This window comes from Sporosarcina sp. ACRSM (assembly GCF_022346545.1).
Lineage (GTDB): Bacteria > Bacillota > Bacilli > Bacillales_A > Planococcaceae > Sporosarcina.
The window spans coordinates 106,287-129,411 of sequence record NZ_JAKRNU010000006.1 but is presented as its reverse complement, the minus strand read 5'-3'; the positions used below and the strand labels follow the sequence as shown (position 1 = coordinate 129,411).

At 40.7% G+C, this 23,125-nt stretch carries 20 protein-coding genes; 16 read left to right on the top strand and 4 right to left on the bottom strand.

Features of this window, described 5'->3' with window-relative positions:
• Window positions 1-19: 19 nt before the first annotated feature.
• Window positions 20-1,150: an AbrB family transcriptional regulator gene (locus MHZ95_RS11075; protein WP_255726731.1), complete on the bottom strand. Its 1,131-nt coding sequence runs from the start codon at window positions 1,148-1,150 to the stop codon at window positions 20-22.
• A 156-nt stretch (window positions 1,151-1,306) separates the two neighbouring features.
• On the opposite strand from MHZ95_RS11075, the gene MHZ95_RS11070 reads away from it, so the two are divergent.
• From MHZ95_RS11070 to nhaC, 9 genes are all read left to right on the top strand, one after another.
• Entirely contained in the window at window positions 1,307-2,179 is an 873-nt protein-coding gene (locus MHZ95_RS11070; RefSeq protein WP_239390694.1) for a LysR family transcriptional regulator, read from the top strand.
• Window positions 2,180-2,333: 154 nt separating this feature from the next.
• Window positions 2,334-2,984 carry a GntR family transcriptional regulator gene (locus MHZ95_RS11065; RefSeq protein ID WP_239390693.1) on the top strand — a complete coding sequence of 217 codons (651 nt, stop codon included), beginning with the start codon at window positions 2,334-2,336 and terminating at the stop codon, window positions 2,982-2,984.
• 243 nt (window positions 2,985-3,227) lie between these two features.
• Window positions 3,228-3,632: a thioesterase family protein gene (locus MHZ95_RS11060; protein ID WP_239390692.1), complete on the top strand. Its 405-nt coding sequence runs from the start codon at window positions 3,228-3,230 to the stop codon at window positions 3,630-3,632.
• Window positions 3,633-3,674: 42 nt separating this feature from the next.
• A complete protein-coding gene (locus tag MHZ95_RS11055; protein ID WP_239390691.1) occupies window positions 3,675-4,814 on the top strand; it encodes a Leu/Phe/Val dehydrogenase in 1,140 nt (379 codons plus the stop codon).
• A gap of 35 nt (window positions 4,815-4,849) precedes the next feature.
• Window positions 4,850-5,908: a pyruvate dehydrogenase (acetyl-transferring) E1 component subunit alpha gene (gene pdhA, locus MHZ95_RS11050; RefSeq protein ID WP_239390690.1), complete on the top strand. Its 1,059-nt coding sequence runs from the start codon at window positions 4,850-4,852 to the stop codon at window positions 5,906-5,908.
• The gene (locus MHZ95_RS11045) at window positions 5,908-6,930 is read left to right on the top strand and encodes an alpha-ketoacid dehydrogenase subunit beta (protein ID WP_239390689.1); all 1,023 of its coding nucleotides are present in this window, start codon (window positions 5,908-5,910) and stop codon (window positions 6,928-6,930) included. Before pdhA ends, MHZ95_RS11045 begins: the two co-directional genes overlap by 1 nt.
• A gap of 15 nt (window positions 6,931-6,945) precedes the next feature.
• On the top strand, window positions 6,946-8,172 hold the full coding sequence (locus MHZ95_RS11040; RefSeq protein ID WP_239390688.1) for a dihydrolipoamide acetyltransferase family protein: 1,227 nt from the start codon (window positions 6,946-6,948) through the stop codon (window positions 8,170-8,172).
• The gene (gene lpdA, locus MHZ95_RS11035; RefSeq protein ID WP_239390687.1) at window positions 8,173-9,606 is read left to right on the top strand and encodes a dihydrolipoyl dehydrogenase; all 1,434 of its coding nucleotides are present in this window, start codon (window positions 8,173-8,175) and stop codon (window positions 9,604-9,606) included.
• 17 nt (window positions 9,607-9,623) lie between these two features.
• On the top strand, window positions 9,624-11,084 hold the full coding sequence (nhaC, locus tag MHZ95_RS11030) for a Na+/H+ antiporter NhaC (RefSeq protein ID WP_239390686.1): 1,461 nt from the start codon (window positions 9,624-9,626) through the stop codon (window positions 11,082-11,084).
• Between the two features lie 268 nt (window positions 11,085-11,352).
• On the opposite strand, the gene MHZ95_RS11025 is transcribed toward nhaC, so the two are convergent.
• From MHZ95_RS11025 to MHZ95_RS11015, 3 genes are all read right to left on the bottom strand, one after another.
• Window positions 11,353-11,889: a chromate transporter gene (locus MHZ95_RS11025; protein WP_239390685.1), complete on the bottom strand. Its 537-nt coding sequence runs from the start codon at window positions 11,887-11,889 to the stop codon at window positions 11,353-11,355.
• A gap of 114 nt (window positions 11,890-12,003) precedes the next feature.
• The gene (locus MHZ95_RS11020; RefSeq protein ID WP_239390684.1) at window positions 12,004-12,579 is read right to left on the bottom strand and encodes a chromate transporter; all 576 of its coding nucleotides are present in this window, start codon (window positions 12,577-12,579) and stop codon (window positions 12,004-12,006) included.
• Window positions 12,580-12,937: 358 nt separating this feature from the next.
• The gene (locus MHZ95_RS11015; protein ID WP_239390683.1) at window positions 12,938-14,152 is read right to left on the bottom strand and encodes an ROK family protein; all 1,215 of its coding nucleotides are present in this window, start codon (window positions 14,150-14,152) and stop codon (window positions 12,938-12,940) included.
• A gap of 225 nt (window positions 14,153-14,377) precedes the next feature.
• Between MHZ95_RS11015 and MHZ95_RS11010 the strand changes: the two genes are divergently transcribed.
• The 7 genes from MHZ95_RS11010 to MHZ95_RS10980 all read left to right on the top strand — a co-directional run bounded on the left by MHZ95_RS11010 (window position 14,378) and on the right by MHZ95_RS10980 (window position 23,080).
• Window positions 14,378-15,241: an MBL fold metallo-hydrolase gene (locus MHZ95_RS11010; protein WP_239390682.1), complete on the top strand. Its 864-nt coding sequence runs from the start codon at window positions 14,378-14,380 to the stop codon at window positions 15,239-15,241.
• Window positions 15,242-15,610: 369 nt separating this feature from the next.
• Entirely contained in the window at window positions 15,611-15,838 is a 228-nt protein-coding gene (locus MHZ95_RS11005; RefSeq protein WP_239390681.1) for an MBL fold metallo-hydrolase, read from the top strand.
• A gap of 337 nt (window positions 15,839-16,175) precedes the next feature.
• Complete coding sequence (locus MHZ95_RS11000; RefSeq protein WP_239390680.1) at window positions 16,176-17,195, top strand: TAXI family TRAP transporter solute-binding subunit; 1,020 nt, start codon at window positions 16,176-16,178, stop codon at window positions 17,193-17,195.
• 71 nt (window positions 17,196-17,266) lie between these two features.
• Window positions 17,267-19,153, top strand: a complete 1,887-nt coding sequence (locus MHZ95_RS10995) for a TRAP transporter permease (protein ID WP_239390679.1) — start codon at window positions 17,267-17,269, stop codon at window positions 19,151-19,153.
• A gap of 423 nt (window positions 19,154-19,576) precedes the next feature.
• The gene (locus tag MHZ95_RS10990; protein ID WP_239390678.1) at window positions 19,577-20,461 is read left to right on the top strand and encodes an MBL fold metallo-hydrolase; all 885 of its coding nucleotides are present in this window, start codon (window positions 19,577-19,579) and stop codon (window positions 20,459-20,461) included.
• Entirely contained in the window at window positions 20,461-21,588 is a 1,128-nt protein-coding gene (locus MHZ95_RS10985; protein WP_239390677.1) for a class II histone deacetylase, read from the top strand. Before MHZ95_RS10990 ends, MHZ95_RS10985 begins: the two co-directional genes overlap by 1 nt.
• A 31-nt stretch (window positions 21,589-21,619) precedes the next feature.
• Window positions 21,620-23,080: an NAD-dependent succinate-semialdehyde dehydrogenase gene (locus MHZ95_RS10980; protein ID WP_239390676.1), complete on the top strand. Its 1,461-nt coding sequence runs from the start codon at window positions 21,620-21,622 to the stop codon at window positions 23,078-23,080.
• Window positions 23,081-23,125: the final 45 nt, after the last annotated feature.

The window sequence follows — 23,125 nt, the reverse complement described above, 5'->3', positions numbered from 1 at the left end:
TTAGATATAATGAATCCACTTAAGCGGACGCTTCGGAATGTGCTCCTTTTTTATTATCCCAATAATTCAATAGCCTAAAGAACGGGGGGAGTATGACACAGACGGAAATGACACGTAGCACTTGGACTGCGACGACAAATGTTGAGTCTGCATCGAGGACAATGGCAGTGGTGGTCATTTCGGCGATCCCGCCAGGTGCAAAAGCCAAAGCGGACGTTACGAATGATAAGTCGGTGATACGTGTTGTTAGATAAGCGCAAAAGAACATGGAAACAATGAGGAAAGTGGTACTTAAAAATGAAATGGCTAGCGTTTTCTTAAGTCCGATAAACATATCTTTATGAATTCGGGAGCCGATGCTAGCACCGATGATCACTTGTGAAAAAATGATAAGCACAGAAGGCCACCAAGAGACAAGTTGATAGCTGATGACGATTGAACTGAAAGACTTTACAATCGCAACCGCGACCATGCTACCAATTAGCCATGGAGCCGGAAATTTTAGAAATACACCTAGATAGTAGCCTAGACATGCAATCCCGACGAGTAAAGCGGTCGCCAGAAGATGCTCCATTTGAAAAGGAATGGAAGCTGCATCGATATGCACAGCTGTTTGCACGGGGGGGACGACCCAAAGCGATAAGACGAGGGGGACAGAAAGAACGACCAAAAAGATTCGCATCGTTTGAATGATACTGACAACCCCTGTATTGGCCCCAACTTCTTCTGCAATGCCTGGGATGGTAGACAATCCTCCGGGTGCAGTGGAGAAAAAGCTCGTCAACATATCCAGATTACTGAATTTCCATAAGACCAGTCCCGATAGCAAAGCAAAAATGATAGACAGTAACAGCATGGTCGTGATCGTCAACCAGTTTTCCAGAAAAATAAAGTACACAGCATCATTCATTTTTTGCCCTAGCTCAATACCTAAAATACATTGTCCGATGGCCATCCAATATTTTGGAATCCCTTTTTGATCAGCTGATATTTTTAAAAACTTTGGTTTAAAAATAAATAACAGTGTGGCGGTTAAAAGCGTCCCAATCATCCAACCGACAGGAATTCCTGTGAAAGATAGAAGAAAGCCTCCCATTCCACTAAAGAGCACAAATAGGGATGTTTTCAAAAGCTCCTTTTTCTTGGACAATCCAACCTCCCCCTTCATGATGAGTAATTAGATAGTATATTGATCTAAATAATTTGCTTGCTGTATTCAGTATAGTACACTAATAGAAATTGAAAAAATATCGTTTTTTTATGTTTGGGCATAAATAAAATTGATAGCTGAAAGTGGGGACCTATGATGGATGAACGTGATTGGCTTATGTTAACGACGCTTTATCATGAAAAGAATATTACAAAGGCTGCCCAGCAATTATTTATTTCACAACCAGCCTTGACCCATCGTCTTCAACAATTAGAAAAAAAGTTTAACGTGAAAATTGTAGTGAGGGGGAGGCGTGGTGTTCAATTTACACCGCAAGGGGAATACTTGGCAAAATGTGCAAAAGAAATGTTAGCAACCTTTCAACAAATAAAAGAAAATGTGTTAAATATGGATCATAAAGTGGAAGGCGTTTTGAAGTTGGGCGTTTCAAATTTTTTCACGGATTATAAGCTTCCGAATCTGTTAAAACGATTTAAAGAACAATACCCGTCTATTGAATTCAAGGTGACGACAGACTTTAGCAGTGAAATTGCTCATTTAATTTACAATCAGGATGTCCATGTGGCCTTTGTGAAGGGGGAGTACGGTTGGAAAGAACAAAAACGGTTGTTATTCGATGAAACATTATGTATTGCTTCGAAAGAGAAGATTACAATCGAAGATCTGCCTTCCTTGCCGAGGATCGATTACCGAACGGATCCTTTGCTGCAAACAGCCGTCGATCATTGGTGGTATGAAAATTTTAGCAAGCCATCGTTAGTAAGCATTGAAGTGGATAAAGCGGACACATGCAAAAAAATGGTCGTTAATGGATTGGGCTATGCCATCATGCCAACCATGATTTTGAGTGATGTGGAAGACGTGCATAAAATTATCATTAAGACAAAAGATGGTATGCCGATTATTCGAAAAACTTGGATGTTTTTTCATGAAGAATCATTGCAATTAAACATCGTCAAAGCATTTGTCGATTTTGTGGAAAAGTTGAGCTTGGAGGAGGGGATTTGAGTAGATCCAGCTAAAGCTTTTGTATAGAAAGCATGGCACAATGGATAGATAGATGTCGTTTGATGGTTTTGTTATACTATCTATGTCATAGTCGAAATGAAGTAAACCAAATCAGTACAGTGATTTAAGAAAATGTTAGATTAGAGGTGTCTGGATGAGTCGTATTATAAAACCTGAATCGCTTCATTTACAAGCGTACAATATAATAAAAAAGTCGATTATGGAAGGTGAGTACAAACCTTCTGAACGTGTGGTAGAAGCTCGAGTAGCTAGCAAACTTGGAATAAGTAGAGGGCCTGTTAGAGAGGCGATTCGTATGCTTATCCAAGACGGGTTGCTAATTTATAACGATGGTTTTGTTCGCGTCTATAAGCCGACAGTGCAAGACGTGATAGACATTTTTGAATGTCGGGAAAGCTTAGAAGTCTTAGCGATCCGGCTAGCGATCAAAAACATATCCAAAGAGGAAAAAGAACAACTAGCTACTAATATCAAAGAAACAAAAGAAGCAATGAACCGTGGCGTAGTCGTTGAATTGGGTCAGTTAGATCAACAGTTTCATGCAATGATCATTCAAGCATCGAAAAACAAGCAATTAATGGAATTATTGGAGGTCATTAAAACCAAAATTCATTATATGCGTAATAGCATGATTAAAGGCGAATTTTATCCGACATTTGTTGAAGAACATGAATGCATTGTGAAGATTTTACATGAAGGTAATGAAGAAGAAGCGGTAAAAGTAATGAGCTTACATATTAAAAAGGGGCTAGAAGGAGTTCTGTTGCATCTTGATAACAACTAGCTATTATTAATCCTAATCCATTTCGTCTGGTTAGGATTTTTTTATTTGCGGAATATTCGGTTGACAGTTAACAGTTAACCGAATATACTCGGATTATATTAAATTGTTCAATAATTCAAGAGGGGCTAGAAGTGAACATCGGCTCTCGTGTGCAACTGTATTCAGTTAATGTAAGCGGATACAAAAAACTGAGTTACATTTGCTATTTTTTGAAATTAAAGAGTCTAAGAGAGGAAGAGAATAATGGTAAAGCGGCTAAAGATAGGCGATTCACTTACAACATCGATAAAAGTGACGAAGGAAATGTTTGCTCAATTTGAAGGGGAAGTCGTTCATCCAACTTATTCTACCGTATCGATGGTTTACCACATGGAGTGGGTATCTAGAAATCTAATTTTACCCTATTTGGAAGATGGTGAAGAAGGGATGGGTGCTGCTGTAACGGTCAAACATATCGCGCCTTCAGGATTGGATTCTACAGTCGAAGTGATAGCTGTTGTTTGTGAAGTAAGTGAACGCGAGGTCGTTACGGAAGTAACTTTAAAAAATGAATACGGGGTAATTGGGGTTGGAGAAGTAAAGCAAGTGATTCTTCCGAAAGAAGTCATTCAGAAAAAATTAAAAAAGCAAGATGCGTCACACGCTTAATGAGTTGGGATATAACAAAAGATTAACATGGGGGAATGAACAATGAAACCAATAGAAAAATCAGGAATGCTAGCGCAGGACATGTTTTATAAAATGGCTGATCATGAGCAAGTCGTATTTTGTAATGACCCGACAACAGGTTTACAAGCAATTATTGCTATCCATGACACGACGCTTGGTCCTGCTCTTGGTGGAACTCGGATGTATCCTTACAAAAGCGTGGATGAAGCATTGGAAGATGTCCTTCGTTTATCGGAAGGGATGACTTATAAATGCGCTGCTGCCGATCTCGACTTTGGTGGTGGGAAAGCAGTAATCATTGGCGATCCGGAAAAAGATAAATCTCCTGCTCTGTTCCGGGCATTTGGTCAATATGTAGATTCATTGAATGGTCGTTTCTATACCGGTACTGATATGGGAACGACTATGGAAGACTTTGTCCACGCGTTAAAAGAAACCAATTTTATTAATGGAATCCCTGAAGCTTATGGGGGTAGTGGAGATTCGTCCGTCCCGACCGCACAAGGTGTCGTTTATGCATTACAAGCGACAAATCAGTATCTCTCAGGAACGGATTGTTTGGAAGGCAAAACGTATGCAATTCAAGGATTAGGCAAAGTAGGCTATAAAGTTGCGGAGTACTTATTACAAGCTGGTGCTGATCTATATGTGACGGATATTCATAAAGAGGTTCTTGCCTCCATTCAAAACAAAGCCGAAGAATTAGGTGGAACTGTAAAGGTAGTCGATAGCGATGAGATATATGGCGTGAATGCAGATATTTTTGTGCCATGCGCAATGGGTTCTATTCTTAATGATCAGACAATCTCTCAATTAAAAGTCAAAGCGATTGTAGGATCAGCGAATAACCAGCTGCATAAAGAGGAGCATGCAAAAGTACTTGATGAAAAAGGTATTCTTTATGCGCCGGATTATATCGTCAATGCGGGTGGTCTAATCCAGGTAGCTGATGAATTATATGAACCGAATCACGAGCGTGTTTTATTGAAAACAAAGGCTATTTATACGTCTTTGCTTGATATTTATCGCCAGGCAAACCTAGATAGTATTACAACGGTAGAGGCAGCAAATCGAAAATGTCAAAAAACAGTAGAGGATCATCGAAATCGAAATAATTTCTTTTCTCGTACGCGTAGGCCAAAGTGGAATATTCGTGAATAATAGGCCACAAAAAATATAAAGTTGGAGGTAAGATGATGAAAGAAAAATATCCACTTCTAGAAATTATAGATAAAACAGGGAAGTTGGTTCCGAATGCGTATGAAATAGAAATAACGGAAGAAGAAGTGAAGCGATTTTATTATCATATGATTCGTCTTCGGATCTACGATAGAAAAGGAAGAGCTTTACAACGTCAAGGAAGAATTGGGACGTATGTGCCATTTGAGGGCCAGGAAGCCTCCCAAGTCGGAAGTGCGTTGGCTCTTCAGTCGGATGATTGGATGTTTCCGACTTACAGGGACCATGGTGCAACGCTAACATTCGGTGCTGATTTGGATCGGCTGTTGCTACACTGGAATGGGCGAGTTGAGGGATGCGTGCCGTCAAAAGAGAAAAATATATTTCCAGCGGCCATTCCGATTGCGACACAGTTACCTCATGCAACGGGTGCTGCAATGGCGGAAACGTATAAGGGAACGAAAAATGTGTCCATCGCTTATTTTGGCGATGGGGCAACATCAGAAGGCGATTTTCACGAGGGACTCAATATTGCGAGTGTCTTTAAAGCACCAGTTGTGTTTTTTAATCAAAACAATGGATTTGCGATTTCAGTTCCGATTGAAAAACAAATGAATTCAGAAACGATCGCCCAAAAGGCTGAAGCTTATGGCATACCCGGTGTCCGTGTGGATGGGCAAGATGTGTTCGCTGTGCATTTTGCTGTAACCGAAGCGTTTGAAAGAGCACGCCGCGGCGAAGGACCGACATTGATTGAGGCGGTTACATGGCGATTTGGTGCACATACAACTGCCGACGATCCATCCAAATATCGTGACCAAGAAAAAAGTGAGCAAATGCGTGATGATCTAGATCCGCTTTTACGGCTTGAACGTTTCATGAAAAATAATGAAATGTGGGAAGAAGAGTGGATTACACGAATAAAACAAGAGATTGAACATGAACTTGATGAGGCTATTGCAAGGATGGAGGCTTATGAAAAACCAAACCCCGCTGATATGTTTGATTATGTTTTTGAAGAGCCAACTTGGACGATTGCAGAGCAGAAGGAAATGCTAAGGAGGTCAGTCAAATAATGGTCATAAATGTAAAGAAAATTGCAGCTGAGCAAGTGGGAAAAACAAAGTCACTTACTCTTATTCAAGCGATTAATGACGGTTTGAAAACGGCGCTAGCTGACGATGAAAATACGTTGTTGCTTGGCGAAGATATCGGCGTAAACGGCGGGGTTTTCCGAGCAACTGATGGACTGCAAGCACAGTTCGGGGAAAAACGAGTTGTCGATACACCACTAAGTGAGGCTGGGTTTGTAGGGGCGGCTGTAGGGATGGCACTCAATGGATTAAGACCTGTCGTGGAAATCCAGTTTCTCGGGTTTATTTATCCGGCTTATGAACAAATCGCCACGCATGTGACACGTACTCGCTCTCGAACGATGGGACATTATCATTTGCCGATGGTAATCCGTGCGCCTTATGGTGCGGGAGTAAGATCACCGGAAATTCACTCCGATAGTGTTGAAGCACTTTTTACGCATTTACCCGGCATCAAGGTTGTTTGCCCATCGAATGCTTATGATGCCAAAGGCTTGTTACTCGCGGCAATTGAAGATCCGGATCCGGTGTTATTTTTAGAGCCGATGCGTTTGTATCGCGGAGAACGCATGGATGTACCATTGGAAAAGTATACGGTAGAAATCGGAAAAGGTGAGCAGATTGGAACAGGTGAAGATGTCACCGTTCTTGCATGGGGTGCCATGATGCCGATTGTTCAAACGGCAGTGGAAGAAATGAAAGAACAAAGTATCACTTGCGATGTGATTGATCTTCGGACGTTGTATCCACTCGATAAGGAGATCATTGCCCGGTCTGTTCAAAAAACTGGCCGCGTTGTCATCGTTCACGAGGCGCATGCAACGGGTGGTGTAGGAAGTGAAATTACTTCGATTATCAATGATACATCTTTTCTCTATTTGAAAGCGCCAATTGAGCGTGTGACAGGGTTTGACGTTCCAGTTCCCTTGTTTTCATTGGAAAACGAGTATTTACCAACACCAAAACGAGTGAAAGATGCAATCCAAAAAGTAATCGATTTTTAGGAGGGAAAAGGCCTGATGGAGGTAAAATTTCATGATATCGGAGAAGGTTTGAATGAAGGGGAAATTGTACATTTTTTTGTTCAAGTAGGAGAGAAAGTAACGGTTGATCAACCATTAGTTGAATTGCAAACGGATAAAATGGTAGCGGAAATCCCTTCGCCAATAGCAGGTACAGTTAAGGCAATTCACTTCGAAACAGGGGAATCGATATCCGTAGGGGACATTATTTTGGAAATTGATGATGGACGAGAAAAGACGGTGCCTAAAGAAGCGAAGTACGAAGATAAACAAGTAGTTCCGCTACAGACTGAAAAAAAAGTTCCACCTGAAAATAACTATAAACGTATACTAGCGGCACCTTATACGAGAAAGATTGCCCGCGATCAAGGGGTCGATATCGAGAAAATCCAAGGCACGGGACCTGGGGGACGTATCACAGAAGACGATGTCTATCAAAGCATCGTTGTAGATAGACCACTTTCTACAACGGAGGTAGTCGAAGAATCCGTGATGATGGACGTTCCGGCTGCTACTATACGAGAAGAACAGGCAGCAAGTACGATTCCTTTCAAAGGGATACGTAAACAAATCGCGAAAAATATGAGTCATTCTTTACAAACAATCCCGCACGTCACTCATTTTGAAGAGGTGGATTTAACGAATCTATCTAAATTACGAAGTGAACTGAAAGAAGCAGGGGATAATATCTCTGCGGTTGCTTTTTTCCTCAAAGCACTTGCCATCGCTTTGAAAGAGTATCCATTATTTAATGCGCAGCTCGATGAGGAAAATGATGTGATTCGACTTATTAAAAACTATCATATTGGTCTTGCAACGGATACGAAAAATGGCTTGATGGTCCCTGTTCTATCCAATGTGAATAAGAAGTCTTTACGTGAAATTCATGAGGAAATGAAAGCGTTAACAAAAAAGGCGCAAGAAGGAACTTTAAGTATGGCTGAAATGCAAAATGGCACATTTACAATTAGTAATGTTGGACCCATTGGCGGTATTGGTGCAACACCAATTATTAATCATCCGCAAACAGGGATTATGGCTTTTCATAAAATGAAAAAAGTGCCTGTTGTAATGGAAAATGATGAAATTGCGATTCGTTCGATGATGAACCTATCCTTTTCTTTTGATCACCGTGTTGCTGACGGTGCGACGGCTGTTGCATTTACAAATCGATTTGTAGAGTTAATAGAAGAACCTAAAAAGCTATTACTGGAGCTGGTGTAAATGGTTGTAGGGGAATTTGTAGAAACTCGTGACTTGATCATTATCGGTGGAGGGCCTGGTGGGTATACTGCGGCCATTCGTGCAGCGCAATTAGGGCTTCAAGTAACCATAATTGAAAAAGAGAGGCTAGGCGGCGTTTGTTTAAATGAAGGGTGTATTCCATCAAAAGTTTTCACCCATGCAGCGAAAGAATACGCCTCGCTTTCAAATCTCTCGTCTTTAGGGATCTCTACGGGTGAAGCGACGTTCGATTATGGCGAGCTACTGAACTATAAAGATCGAACAATTGCTCACTTGCGACAAGGCGTTGAGAAATTATGCGCTGCAAATAAAATAGAAATCATTTATGGCGAAGCGAACTTTACTGCAAAAGATCGAATCGGCGTTGAAGTAGGTCACCAATTTGAAGTGTATGAATTCAAACATGCGATTATTGCTACAGGGAGTACGCCTGTTGCACCGGATTTTCTAGCTAAACAAAACGAGCGTGTTGTATTAGCAAATGCTATCTATAATCTACCGGAAATGCCAAAGGAATTAATTGTTTACGGTAGTGATTCTCTCGCATTGGAAGTGGCTTTTAGTTATCAAAGTCTTGGAGCCTCTATAACTCTTATTGTAGACGAAAAAGAAGACTTTTTATTTGATGAGTCGATTAATAGGGAATTAAAACGAGTATTGAAAAAGCAGAAAATAAAAGTATATAGCGGATTTCAAGTCGGTGACATACTCTCTTCTGCTGAAGATGTAACGGTTCACTTGACCAAAAAAGACAAAACAGAATCTGTAACAGGAACGCATATGTTTGTTGCGACGAAGCAAAGGCCAAATACGAAGTCATTGGGGATTGAACGGTTCGAGATTGAAATGACAGAAGACGGTTTCATTATAACAGATAAACAAATGAGAACGTCTCTAAACACGGTTTTCGCAATTGGGGATGTAACATCTGGGGGACCGTCCGCTGCGAAAGCAATTAAACAAGGAAAAGTGGCGGCAGAAACGATTGCTGGGCTGAATAGCGAAGTAGATTTAACATTTTTACCAACCGTTGTTCATACCATTCCACCGATTGCTGTAGTTGGGTTGACAGAGGAAGAGGCGAAAGCCGCGGGATACAAGGTGAAGGTCAGTCAATTTTCCTACAGCGGAAATGGTTATGCAATGATTACCAATGAAAAGAATGGACTCACAAAAGTGATTAAAGATGAAGAGACTGACTTGCTCTTAGGTTTCCATACAATGGGAGCAGGGGCTGTCGAGTTAATAAGCTTAGGGATTACCGCGCTTGAAATGGTTGGACGGGATGAGGACTTACATTTTCCATTATATCCACACCCAAGTTTCAACGAAACGATATTAGAAGCGATGGAAGGTTTAACTGGGAAAGCTATCCATATGCCGCCAGTGAAAAAAGAAATTGCAATCACTTAAAGAAAAGGGGATTTTGTATGTTTCGTATAAAAGCTCAACAAATGCCATCTTTAACTGAGACGCTACTCTTGGTATTCACTTTTTTAGTCATTATGAGTTCCAGTATTATTTTATTTGACGCGCCGCCGCATATACCAATAGTTATCACAATGTTACTGTTAATCATTTATGGGCTTTTTAAGAAAATCCCCTATAAACAATTAGAGTACGGAATGACAGAAGGTGCGAAAGCGGGCATGGGCGCAGTGATCCTCTTCTTCTTCATCGGGATCTTAATTGCGGCTTGGATGCTGGGTGGTACGATACCTACCCTCATTTACGCAGGATTTAACCTTGTTACACCAAGCTTCTACTTTGCGATTGTTTTTATTGTCTCGTCAATTGTTGGGATTTGTGTTGGAAGCTCACTGACAACAGTGGGGACGGTCGGTTTAGCTTTTATCGGCATTTCAGGCGCGATTGATGTTTCGCTTGCCATTACTGCAGGTGCGATTGTTTCAGGTGCGTTTTTTGGTGATAAAATGTCACCATTATCAGACACAACGAATATGGCGTCATCTATCTTAAATGTAGATCTGTTCGATCATATTAAGAATATGGGGTGGACAACGATACCTGCATTCGTCATTTCGTTTATCTTGTTTGGTATTCTCTCACCGAAGATTACCGTAACTGATTTTGGAAAAATGGAGGTATTTCAACAAGGTCTTTTGGAGACAGGGCTTGTCCAATGGTACAATGGCATCGTCCCAATCGTTGTATTGTTAATCTTTTCAATTATAAAAGCGCCTGCCCTATTAGCGCTTGCCGCTGGGTCAGTGAGTGCAATTGGGCTTTCATTTATAAATGAAGTAAGACCGCCTGGAGAACTGTTCGGTATTATATTTGGGGGATTTGTATCGAACACAGGCGTAGAAGAAATTGATAGTTTATTGACTCGTGGCGGTATGGACAGTATGTTTTTTACAATAGGACTTGTCTTATTAGCCTTAAGTATGGGTGGTTTGCTCTTTACGCTAGGGATCATTCCGAGATTACTTGCTTCTGTAGAAAAATTATTGAAAAAAGTGAGTTCGGTCATTGTAGCGTCTGCCTTATCAGCTATCGGGATTAACGTCTTGGTAGGGGAACAATATTTGTCAATTCTATTAACAACAGAGACTTTCCAATCCCAGTATAAAAAAGTAGGTTTAGGAAATTTGAATTTGTCCAGGGTGGCAGAAGACGCTGGAACTGTTGTAAACCCATTAGTGCCATGGAGTGTTTGCGGTGTATTTATCGCAGGTGTTCTAGGCGTTTCAGTTGTAGAGTATTTACCTTTCGCCTTCTTTTGCTTGTTATGTCCTTTATTGACGATGTTTTTTGGAATTACTGGTAAGACGTTAACTTATCTAGAAATAGATAATGAAGACTTAGTAAAATTGGGGAATGTTAAAAAAGTGGAAGAAAACAAAAGTGTGCGTAGTGTGAACATCTGATTTATCTCCATTTGGCAAATGTTTTTGTACTGAAAGCGAAGCGTCAGCTACAGAAGACGCCCACGCCTGAAAAGGCTTCCTGTATCACGAAGATTTTTACTCGTTCAATGCGTTTGGAATAGATGAAGTAAACATGTAATAGTGTTGAAAAAAGGCGGAGCCAAATTACAAGAGGTTCTGCCTTTTTGATTGTTTTAGATAACAATTCACCTAAATTAAAGAGGTAATACATCTGGCTGCTATTTGACATATACAATTTACAAATTTCTTAGTATAAAATCACTCCTATCACACCAGCACTCATAATAACGAAGGCGGGATGTACCCGAAATTTAACGAGTGCGAGGAGTGATAATGCGAATATGCATAATAAGCTGAATGTATGTGTGGAAATTGTTCCAATTAGTTGGTTAGAAAGCGCAAATTTTATGGCAGCATAGACAATCAAGCCAACGATTATAGGGCGGAGCCCGTAAAAAGCGGATTGTACAGTACGATGTTTATTGGCTTTGTTAAAGAACATGGAAATCAATAGAATGATGCATAACGATGGCAGTATCATTCCGAGCGCAGACACAACCGCACCAAGAAGCCCGGCAGTTTGATAACCGACGAAGATGGCACTGTTTGTAGCGATCGGTCCAGGGGACATGCCGGCAATTGCAATGATATCTGTAAACTCTTGTAACGTCATCCAATCGTGTTCAGTAACCTCCAGTTCGATGACAGGAATCATTGCATAGCCTCCACCAAAGGAGACAAGCCCGATGATGAAAAAAGTTTTAAATAGTTCCCAAAAAATCATGTAGCGATTCACCTACTTTCCATTTCGTATTCTATTGCAAGAACACCTCTCTACAGCCTGTGCTGATTTACATGTCAAACTATTGCGCCGATCTGTATTAAGATGTGCTTATTTTTATTCTCCTAGATGTACCTCGTGTCCAAGTTTCTTTTTTGTTAATACAAGGAGGATACCGGCTAAGGCTCCGCAAAGAATAATAACCGCTGGGTGGATTGGCAAAGTGAGCAGTAAAACAACGGTTATGAATGCCGTCACTAAAGTCGTTTTATCTGTAATTGCCATTTGTCCAATTTTGTAAGCTGCAAAGCTGATCAATGCGACAATCGCGGGACGTATTCCTTCGAACGCTGCTATCATTTTGGGATTATCACTAAAATAAAGATAAGAAATACTTAATGCGATAATAATAAAGAAAGTGGGAGTAAGTATACCGAACATTGCAACAATCGCCCCGAGAGGCCCCGCAATACGGTAACCGATAAATGTAGCAGAATTAATGGCGATTGCTCCGGGAACCGATTCTGCTACTGCAAAGACATCTGCCACATCTTCAGCTTTTATCCAGTTCCTTTTAGTAACGACCTCTCTCTCGATCAAAGGGATCATTGCATATCCACCACCAAAAGTTACAGGACCAATTTTGAAAAACGTAACGAAAATTGCCCAAAGTAGCTTCCATTTGATTTTCATAGAGTCTTCTCCTTTAGACTTCATTTCTTTCATTGTACCATACTTATATCCATTTCGGTTTAAAGTGAGGTTAAAAAGATTGAGTCAAGTAGTTTTGGGTGATTTGCTTGTACATGTGCGGCCATTGAAACGCTTAGACATCCTAATTCCATCTTGACTTAAAGGTAATTTCACAAAGAGAGCCTCTTTTTCACGCCTTGAAGCTTACCGCACTATCGCTATCCTTCCGCTCCCACTAAATTCGAACTAGGATTTCAATTTAGTGAGAGCTGTTCCTATTGAGTCACTCACAAACATTTTACTCAAACGCAAAAAAATGTCCGTTAATTTTTTAACGTTAACGGACATTTCTGTTCATTTATTCTAGAAAATAGCTTAATACCATTCCTCCGGCACCGATTGCGGTCGCATTTTCACCAAGATTCCCCTTGGAAAAGGTAATTGTATGGTCAGGATAGATCACTTTACTTCGCTTAGAGGCCAGTTCGGTGACTGTATCGTAAAATAAATCCATGTGAGTGTACGTTGGTCCACTTAAGATGACCAAGTCGGGTTGAAGCACGGTGATTAAATTAGATAGACCGACGCCAGCATAATAGCCCGCATCTTTTATAATTCGGCAACATAACGGATCGTTTTCATTTACAGCCTCACAGATATCTTCAAATTGAATCTCTTCAATATTATTGATCCAATCTTTAAGAATGGAGTCTTTACCTAATCTCAAACTATCAATGACATCTTTTTTTATCGCGCTCATGGAAGAATACGCATGCACACACCCATATCCTCCGCAAATACATTTACGTCCGTTTATATCGACAACCATATGTCCTTGGCCATACATTCCTAATTTATCTGATCCGCGTGCTAATCGTCCGTCCAAAATGATGCTTGAACGGTTCCCAACTCCTTTTATGACATAGACCACATTTTTATAGGATTTAAAAAGCTCATTTTTATATTCTGCTAGCAACGCCGTATTTACTCCGTAATCGATGACAACGTCAAACCCTAGTCGTTCACTTAAAATGTCGTTAATCGGTACATCCACCCATCCTGGGGAAGGGAAGTCGACGGGATTTAAAATCATTCCACGCTGACGGTCGAGCGGACCAATTGCCCCAATGCCCACACCTAGAATATCCCTCGTTTCAAGTCGGTGTTCACGTAGCATATCCTTAATTTTTTCCTCAATGAAATGGATGGTAACGTCGGGAGTACTTGTCTTATCCATCTTTAAGCGTGCCTCGGCCTTAATGTTAAAGCGAAGATCCATTAATAAAACTTTTGTATACGTACGAGAGATATCAATCCCAAATAGATGATATGCATCTGCCTTAATTTCATATAAATGCGGTTTACGACCGCCGCTTGATTCACCGAAGCCATTTTCAATAATTAAGTGAAGGTCTATTAGTTCCTCAATCAGCCGTGAACAAGTTGTTTGGGTAAGCCCGGTATGCACAATTAAGTCACTTTTAGAAATAGGCCCCAGTTCATTTATTAATACATATAATTGCTTTAAGCTTTTTTCTTTTTGAGATAGTGCTTGGTTGAATTGTCTTAGCATTTGAATCCCCATCCTTACGATTTTCTTCTTGTCATTATACAACTTAAAACCGAATTGGTCATATGGTTAGATGGGTATTCTAGTTCATTTTAAAGAAAATGAACAACATAATTGTCTTCTCTTACCAATTCTTATCTACAAAAAAACATTTGACTAAAATGGTTAAAAGTATTATGATTCTGACAAGTTAGAAAAAACTTTTTAAGTATATGAGGAGGAAAAAAAGTGAATAACTTAAAGGTCACTATGCTTGGAACAGGGAGTCCTAGACCCGACTTAGAACGCTCTGGCCCGTCACAACTTCTTTCAGTAGGAAATCAGCATATCCTTATTGATTGTGGAGAAGGGACGACCGCTCAGCTTATGAAAGCGAATGTTCCACCGGAGAGCATCCATTATTTGTTTATGACACATTTACATTCCGATCACATTTTTGGGTATGGGCAGTTTCTATTAGGTGGATGGGGGTTGGGAAGAAGAGAGTTAACCGTTGTCGGTCCTAAGGGGATGAAGCATTTTCACGAAACAATTCTTAACTTATTCCATGACGATATCGCTTACAGAACATCGTTAGGACGACCAGGAAACGGTGTGCTTGATGTGAATATAATTGAAGTCGAGGCACCGGGGGAAATTGTTACTAAGTTATCGATGAAAATTACAGCCGCCCAGATGGTTCATAATGTTTTAACATACGGATATCGCTTCGAAACAGACGAAGAAGTAGTCGTGATTTCTGGCGACACCGCCCCGACTCCAAATATAGTAGACTTAGCAGCCGGCGCTGATCTGTTAGTCATCGATGCGGCTTTGGCACCAACGGCTGTTTATCGTCATACAACTAATCCGGAACTTCAGAAAATCTGGGATAACTTACAGAAAGAGCATTGTACACCTGCTCAAGCAGGCCAGATCGCTCATAAGGCAGGTGTCAAAAAAGTTGTCCTGACACATTTCTTACCAAATATTGATGAGGAGGAAACATTGAAAGAAGCGGCAAGTACCTTTGACGGAGAAATTGTTATTGGTCAAGATTTACAAGTGATTGCTCTTCAAAAACAGGAGAAGGCTATCTCTGGAAATCTATAACCGCTAGCACGAGCAAAGAAGACAATGGGTATTGGAAGATAGAACAATGGGGGACTGGAAAGAATTCAGTTCCTTTTTTGTTTAATCCAGAATAAAGGAAAGTCTTTAAGTGATGAGTCTAATTAAAAGAAAAGCGTTTAAAAATATATTTTAAAAAATAATCAAAATACTTTTGACTAAAATGGTTAAAAGATATACAATGAATTCTACTGGAATTCCAAATATTCTATTATCTAGATCATATATTATTTTATATATTAATGGTCAGCGGAAGAAATAATTGAAAAAACATATATGGTCTTTAGGTGTTGAGATGGTTGGAATCTAGTGAGTATTCTTTATTCTTTTTTGAAAGGATCAGTGATACTGATGGTTAAGCTTGCTGTAAGAATGGTAGGAACAGGGAGCCCACGTCCGGATTTGGAAAGTTCAGGGACCGCACAAGTACTATGGCTCGACGATTTGCCAATTTTAATCGATTGTGGGGAAGGCACAACGACTCAGCTATTGAAAGCAGAGGTTCCTCCACATCCCATCAATCATCTTTGGTTAACACACTTACATTCAGATCACTTTTTGGATACGCGCAGTTTTTGATTGGTGGGCAAGGAGATGGACGGAGAGAGCCTACGGTTGTCGGTCCGGTTGGAACGAAGAAGTAAAGAAAGTTTATGCGGGTGAAATCGTTATTAGAGAAGATTTAAAGCTTATAGAAGTGGAGGATTGTTTTGTCGAAACTGTAGATTCACAAAAAGTAAAGAGTGAGTGTATTGAATAACAGTAGCCTGAATTTGTCACAGGCATCTAAGTGGGTTCTGGGAAGCATATGAATAACTCATTTTACAAGTTGTTCGGATTGAACAGGCAGTTTCTTAGATCTGATTTGTAAACGTTTACAAATATGAATCATTAGTGAATGGAGGAGATATTAATGATGAAGAAAAAACTATATTCACTCTGTATGTTTCTTTCTATCCTTGCATTGATCCTTGCGGGGTGTGGAAGTGGGAAGGCTGAAGAAGGTGCAGAGGGTACTGGTAGTAAAGTATCCGGAATTGTTCCGATGTATACGCCTGGAGCGGGAGGACCGAACTATATAATTTCAGCAGGGATTGGTCAAATTTTTAAAAACTCGAATGTGATGCCGGGAGTTGTTTTAACAACAGAGGCGATGAGTGGTGTTGTCGAAGGTACAAATCTATTGATAGATCGTTATAACCAAGGAAAGCCTGCATTTGCAGCTTTTACCGGAGAAGCACTAGCGCAAGCGGTACAGGGAGAACTTGAGCAAATTCCAGGCGAACACCCTGAATTGAAAGCGGTAGGCTGGATTAACTCAACTGTTAACCATGTCGTGGTGGCAAAAGACTCGCCAATTAAATCGATGGCAGATTTAAAAGGAAAACGGATCGGTGCCTTACCTCCGGGAGCGACAGCAACAAACCTTTTTAACGTAGTTCTCGAAGAAGGTTATGGCGTTAAGAGTAGTGATTACAAACATATCCCGATCGGCTATGCGGAAATTATTGAAGGCATTCAAAATGGGAGTATCGATGCAGGTGTATTACCAGGTAGCTTGCCAAATCCGAATGTAACTGAGCTTGCACAGTTGTACCCAATTCGAATTCTTGAAGTAGAAGAAGATATTTTGAAGAAAATGGTAGAAAAGCATCCGTATTTTTCATATGTCAATGTCGAAAGTGGAATGTATCCAGGTCAGGATGAAGATACATTAATGGCTGCATTTGAATCCGTCATTTATACACATGAAAAGACGGACGAAGAGCTTGTGTATAATGTTGTCAAAACAATTATGGAAAACGGAGAAGAGCTTCGGAAAGTACATCCATCCGCGAACATTAGTAAGGAAACGATCTTAAACGGAATAAAAACGCCTTTCCATTCAGGAGCTGAAAAATATTTTCAAGAAGTGGGAATCGAAGTAAATCAATGACGCAAAGAGCAGCCTGTGGTGAAGTAGTAATTTTACTGCAGGCTAATTTCTTACAGAAAGGACAAGAATAAATGAGAAAATGGCTAGCGGGAATAATAGCAGTACTTGCTTTAGTTATGGCTTTCTTTCACTTATATTCTGGCGGAATCCAACTACTCCCGGCTACTCAACAACGGGCGATTCATTTAGGATTGGCTTTTGCTTTAGTTTTTCTTATCTATCCAATCTTTCAAAAGAAAGATGAGGATAAGAAAGCGGAGCAAAAAGGGATTTCGCTTTTTATCAATATCACTCTTGCCATGCTTTCACTAGGTGTTGGATCGTATATGACGGTCCGATATTTAGAGCTACCGTTAGAGTTAAGCGCTCCATCAACGCTGACGTTAACAGTTGGAGTCTTGGTCATCCTACTAACGCTTGAAGTTGCAAGAAGGATGCTTGGTGTAGCACTTCCCATTATCGCAATTGTTTTTCTTGTATATGCCTTTATTGGCGATAAGCTACCTCTTATGATTCAACATTCGGGGTATTCATTCGAACGGATCATTACACAAATCGGTTTAACAAATCAAGGGATTTTTGGAATTCCATTGGGTGTTTCGGCGAGCTATATTGTTCTATTCGTTGTTTTTGGCGCAATGCTCGAACGCTCTGGTGCAGGTGCGATGTTTATGGACCTTGCACTCGCCTTGGTTGGACGATTCCGTGGTGGACCAGCAAAAGTATCGGTCGTTGCGAGTGCACTTTTTGGTTCGATTAGCGGAAGTCAGGTTGCAAACGTTGTCACAACAGGTGTTTTGACAATACCACTTATGAAACGCGGAGGTTATAAAAAAGACTTTGCCGGGGCAGTTGAAGCGGTTGCATCGACAGGCGGAATGATATTGCCGCCTGTGATGGGGGCTGTTGCTTTCTTAATGGCAGACTTTTTGCAAATTAGCTATGCGCAAGTGGCACTTGCCGCTGCAATTCCAGCCATTTTGTATTTTGTAGCTATTTTTATTATGGTGGACTTACGAGCTGCCAAAGATGGCTTAAAGGCAACAGAAGTTGAAAATAAAGTGGACTTGAAGCAATTATTGAAGACTAGGGGACATTTAATGTTGCCGCTTTTGTTGCTAGTTTACTTATTGATGGTTATGCAAATGCCTGCAACAAATGCTGCATTCTGGTCAATTGTTTCTGTACCTATTGTTTGTTTAATTCGAAAAGAAACGTGGATGTCTGTTCGTCAAATTTTGTTAGCGCTACAGGAAGGGATTAGATTGTCCTTAATGGTCGTCGCTGCATGTAGTTCGGCGGGGATTGTCATCGGTGTTATTGATATGACAGGAATGGGGCTGCGTTTTTCAAGTGTTCTTCTTGATCTAGCAGGTGGAAATTTACTTCTGCTTTGTATACTAACGATGGTTGCTTCAATCATCATGGGGATGGGATTACCACCGGTTGCTTCTTATTTAGTGCTTGCGATTTTAGCAGCACCTGCAATGGTTGATATGGGAGTTCCTGCACTAGCTGCACATCTATTCATCTTCTATTACGGTACATTGTCGGCGATTACGCCACCAGTCGCACTCGCTTCCTATGCTGCGGCAGGTATCGCACAGTCGAGTCCGATGAGAGTATCCCTTGTTTCTTGTCGATTGGCACTCGTTGCATTTATCGTGCCTTTTATGTTTGTCTACGGGCCTGCTTTAATATTAGTAGGATCAATAAGTACAATTATTTTCGCGGCTGTTACAGCATTGATCGGTGTCTATGCCATAGGCATTTCACTTGAGGGGTATTTCCTTTCACGAGTGAACATTGTCAATCGGATAATTCTTTTTGCGGGAGCTATTTTATTGATTAACACCGCATGGCTTTCGTCGTTAATCGGATTTGTTCTTGTAGCTGCAATCTTGCTTTACGAATGGAAATTGAAAGTGCCAGCGAAGCAATCAATTGCATTAGAATAAGAATGAGTCTGGAAATAAAAAAACTGATCGTAAATGCATTGTCATTTCGATCAGTTTTTTTCATTCTTCAATTTAAGTCCATAATGGTAAATTGTTTACAAGTAAGTCGATGCTAGATCTAAACTAGTTCTTTGCTGTAGATTTAATTCAAATTGAGAAAAGTTGAAAATATTAACTATCATTGTATAAGAACGAGAAAAATATTTATGAAATATCCAAAATACTTTTGACTAAAATGGTTAAAAGATATACAATGAATTCAATTGGAATTCCAAATATTCTATCACGTATATCATATATCATTTTATATATCATTGTCCGGAGTAAGAATTAATTGAAAAAACATATATGGTCTTTATGTGTTGAGTGGATTGGAATCTAGTGAGAATTTTTTATTCTATTTTGAAAGGATCAGTGATACTGATGGTTAAGCTTGCAGTAAGAATGCTAGGAACAGGGAGTCCGCGTCCGGATTTGGAAAGGTCTGGGCCCGCACAAGTATTATGGATCGATGATTTGCCAATTTTAATCGATTGTGGGGAAGGAACAACGACTCAGCTATTGAAAGCAGGGATTCCTCCACATACCATCAATCACCTTTGGTTAACGCACTTACATTCAGATCACCTTTTTGGATACGCACAGTTTTTGATTGGTGGGCAAGGAGATGGACGGAGAGAGTTGACGGTTGTCGGTCCGGTTGGAACAAAGAAGTATCATGAAAGAATTTTACAATTGTATGAAGAAGATATTAATTATCGATTATCGCTCGGCAGATCCCCTAAAGGATTACTGGATGTAAATATAATTGAAATCGAGGAACCAGGTGAAATTTCGACGGATATTCCCGCAAAGGTGACAGCCGCTCAGATGATTCATAATGTGACGACTTTTGGCTATCGTTTTGAAGTAGGTGGGAAAGTAGTCGTCATTTCTGGAGATACAGCACCTACTCCGGAAATCGTGAAATTAGCCGCTGGTGCGGACCTTCTAATACAAGACGCTGCCATAACGACTACGTCTGTTTACACAAAAGGTGAGAACAAAGAATTCAGTAAAGTATTTGAGAAACTGCAGAACGAACATTGTACGCCAACCCAATGTGGAGAAATTGCACAGGAAGCAGGTGTGAAAAAGCTTGTTCTTACGCATTTTTTACCTGGTGCGGATGGCGAAGAAGCGCATGAAGAAGTAAAGAGAGTATATGCGGGTGAGGTCGTCATTGGAGAAGATTTAAAGCTCATAGAAGTTATTGATGAGCTGGTAGGGAAGCCGAATTCAAAGATAAAGTGTGAGGTGCATTCATAATGAAGAAAACCGGATTTCTTTGTCACGAAAGCTATTTTTGGCATTATACAGGAAATGGTGCAATGATGGCACCCGTTGGAGGATGGATTGAGGCGGATGCACATTCAGAAAACCCAGCGACAAAGCGACGCGTTAAAAACTTGTTAGAAAGAAGCGGTTTTATCAACCGATTGGAAGCGCTTTCCCCTAGGGCTGCGACTAGAGAAGAAATTGGGTGGAATCATTCAGCTGAATATATAGACCGTGTAGAAGAGTTAAGCAATACAACTGGTGGAGATGCAGGTGACCTAGCGATTGTAGGACCAGATTCTTACGAGATTGCATTACTGTCTACGGGAGGTACGTTGACTGCGATTGACGCAGTAATGGAAGGGACCATTGAAAATGCTTACGCTCTTACAAGACCACCGGGTCATCACGCAGAAAAAGAAAAAGGAATGGGCTTCTGCTTATTCAATAATGCCGCAATCGCTGCCAAATATGCGCGCAAAAAGCATGGCGTGGAGCGTGTTTTAATCCTCGATTGGGATGTTCACCATGGAAATGGGACGGAAAGTTCGTTTTATGATGATCCGAATGTCCTTTTCATTTCCCTTCATCAGGAGTATACATTCCCTAAAGACAGAGGGCATGTAAGTGACGTGGGGGAAGGAGAAGGAAAAGGCTATAACATCAATATCCCATTACCTGCTGGCACAGGCAACACGGGTTACTTATATGCGTTTGAAGAACTCATCGTTCCTGTTGTGGAAGAATTTAAACCTGAGCTCATTCTGATTTCGGCGGGACAAGATGCAAGCAAATTCGATCCATTAGGTCGGATGTTAGTCGACGCAGAAGGCTATAAACAAATGGCAATCATTATGAAACAGCTAGCTGAAAAACATTGTCACGGCCGACTTGTTGCTTTGCATGAAGGCGGATACAGTGCGGCTTACGTTCCGTTCTGTACGTTGAAAATTATCGAGGGGCTAAGCGGACTTGATAGCGGGGTAGAAGATCCATTTCCAGACGTTCATGTAGCACCTTTTTATGCAAATCAAAAAGAGGCGATTGATAAAGCTATCGACATTCAATCTGCATTTTGGCCAGTGTTAAAAGATAAAAAAGTACCTTCAAATGTATAACCTAAAAAAATAACAGAAAGAAGGATGAAAAATGACAATTGTAAAAAGTGAAGTGACCACGTATCAATTATATATAAATGGCGACTGGGTAAATCCCATTTCAAATGACTATTTTGACGTTGTGAGCCCGGCCACTGGAGAGGTCATTGCAAAAGCGGCGCATGGTGACGAACAAGATACGAAGTTAGCGATTGATGCTGCAGCTACCGCGTTTCCCGAATGGTCCCGTAAAACAAGTAAAGAACGAGCGGACATTCTTACACGATTACATCAATTGATGATTGAAAACGCGGATGAATTGGCCAAGAAAATCTCCGAGGAAATGGGTAAGCCCATTATGCAAGCGCGTGGAGAAGTGATGAATGCAGCTGACTATGTCCTTTGGAACGCGGAAGAAGGAAAGCGCATTTATGGCGAAATTATTCCCGCAGCAACGCCTGATAAACGTCTTCAGGTCATACGACATGCTGTTGGACCCGTCGCGGCGATTACGCCATGGAATTTCCCATTAGGAATGGTTGCAAGAAAAGTAGCCCCAGCTTTAGCTGCCGGTTGTACAGTCGTACTGAAGCCAGCAGAACAGACACCTGGAAGTGCGATCTTATTTTTCCGATTAGCAGAAGAAGCAGGAATCCCCAAAGGCGTCATTAACTTAGTGACAGGTACCCCTGATAAGATCGGTGATGTGTTATTAACGGATAAACGAATTCGAAAAGTTACATTTACAGGCTCGACAAACGTCGGAAAAACTCTGTTGAAAAAAGCAGCAGAACAAGTGAAGAGAGTTTCGATGGAATTAGGCGGACATGCTCCCTTTATTGTATTTGAAGATGCTGACTTGGAGCATGCGACAGAACAACTTGCACGCAATAAGTTTTTAAACTGCGGTCAAACGTGCATTTCTGCTAACCGTATTTATGTGCAAGCATCGATTAAAGATCAATTCCTTTCAATGCTAAAAGAAAAAGTTGAAAAACTGCAAGTTGGTTACGGTTTGGATGTGACTACACAAGTTGGACCATTAGTGAGTGCAGCAGGATTAAAGAAAGTGGAGGATCAAGTGAAGGAAGCCGTTGCGAAAGGAGCACAAGTTGTAACGGGCGGAACAAAGCCTGACCTCAAAGGATATGAAGAAGGATTTTTCTACCAACCTACTATTTTAGCCGATGTCAATGAATCCATGCGCATTGCGAATGAAGAAACTTTTGGACCGATTGCACCTATCTATACGTTTGAAACGGAAGAAGAGGTGATTGCAAAAGCAAACGATACAGATTTCGGTTTGGCTGCTTATTGCTTTACAACAAACTTATCCCGATCTATCCGTGTATCGGAAAGCTTAGAATACGGCATGGTAGGTCTCAATGATATCGTACTTGCCCAAGTGGAAGGACCTTTTGGAGGCGTGAAGGAAAGTGGCATGGGACGTGAAGGCGGTCCAGATGGATTAGCTGATTTCTTGGAGAAGAAGTTTATTTCAACAGTCTATTAAACCTTAGATTATCCCATTACGCCCAGAATCGACTAAGAAGGCAGA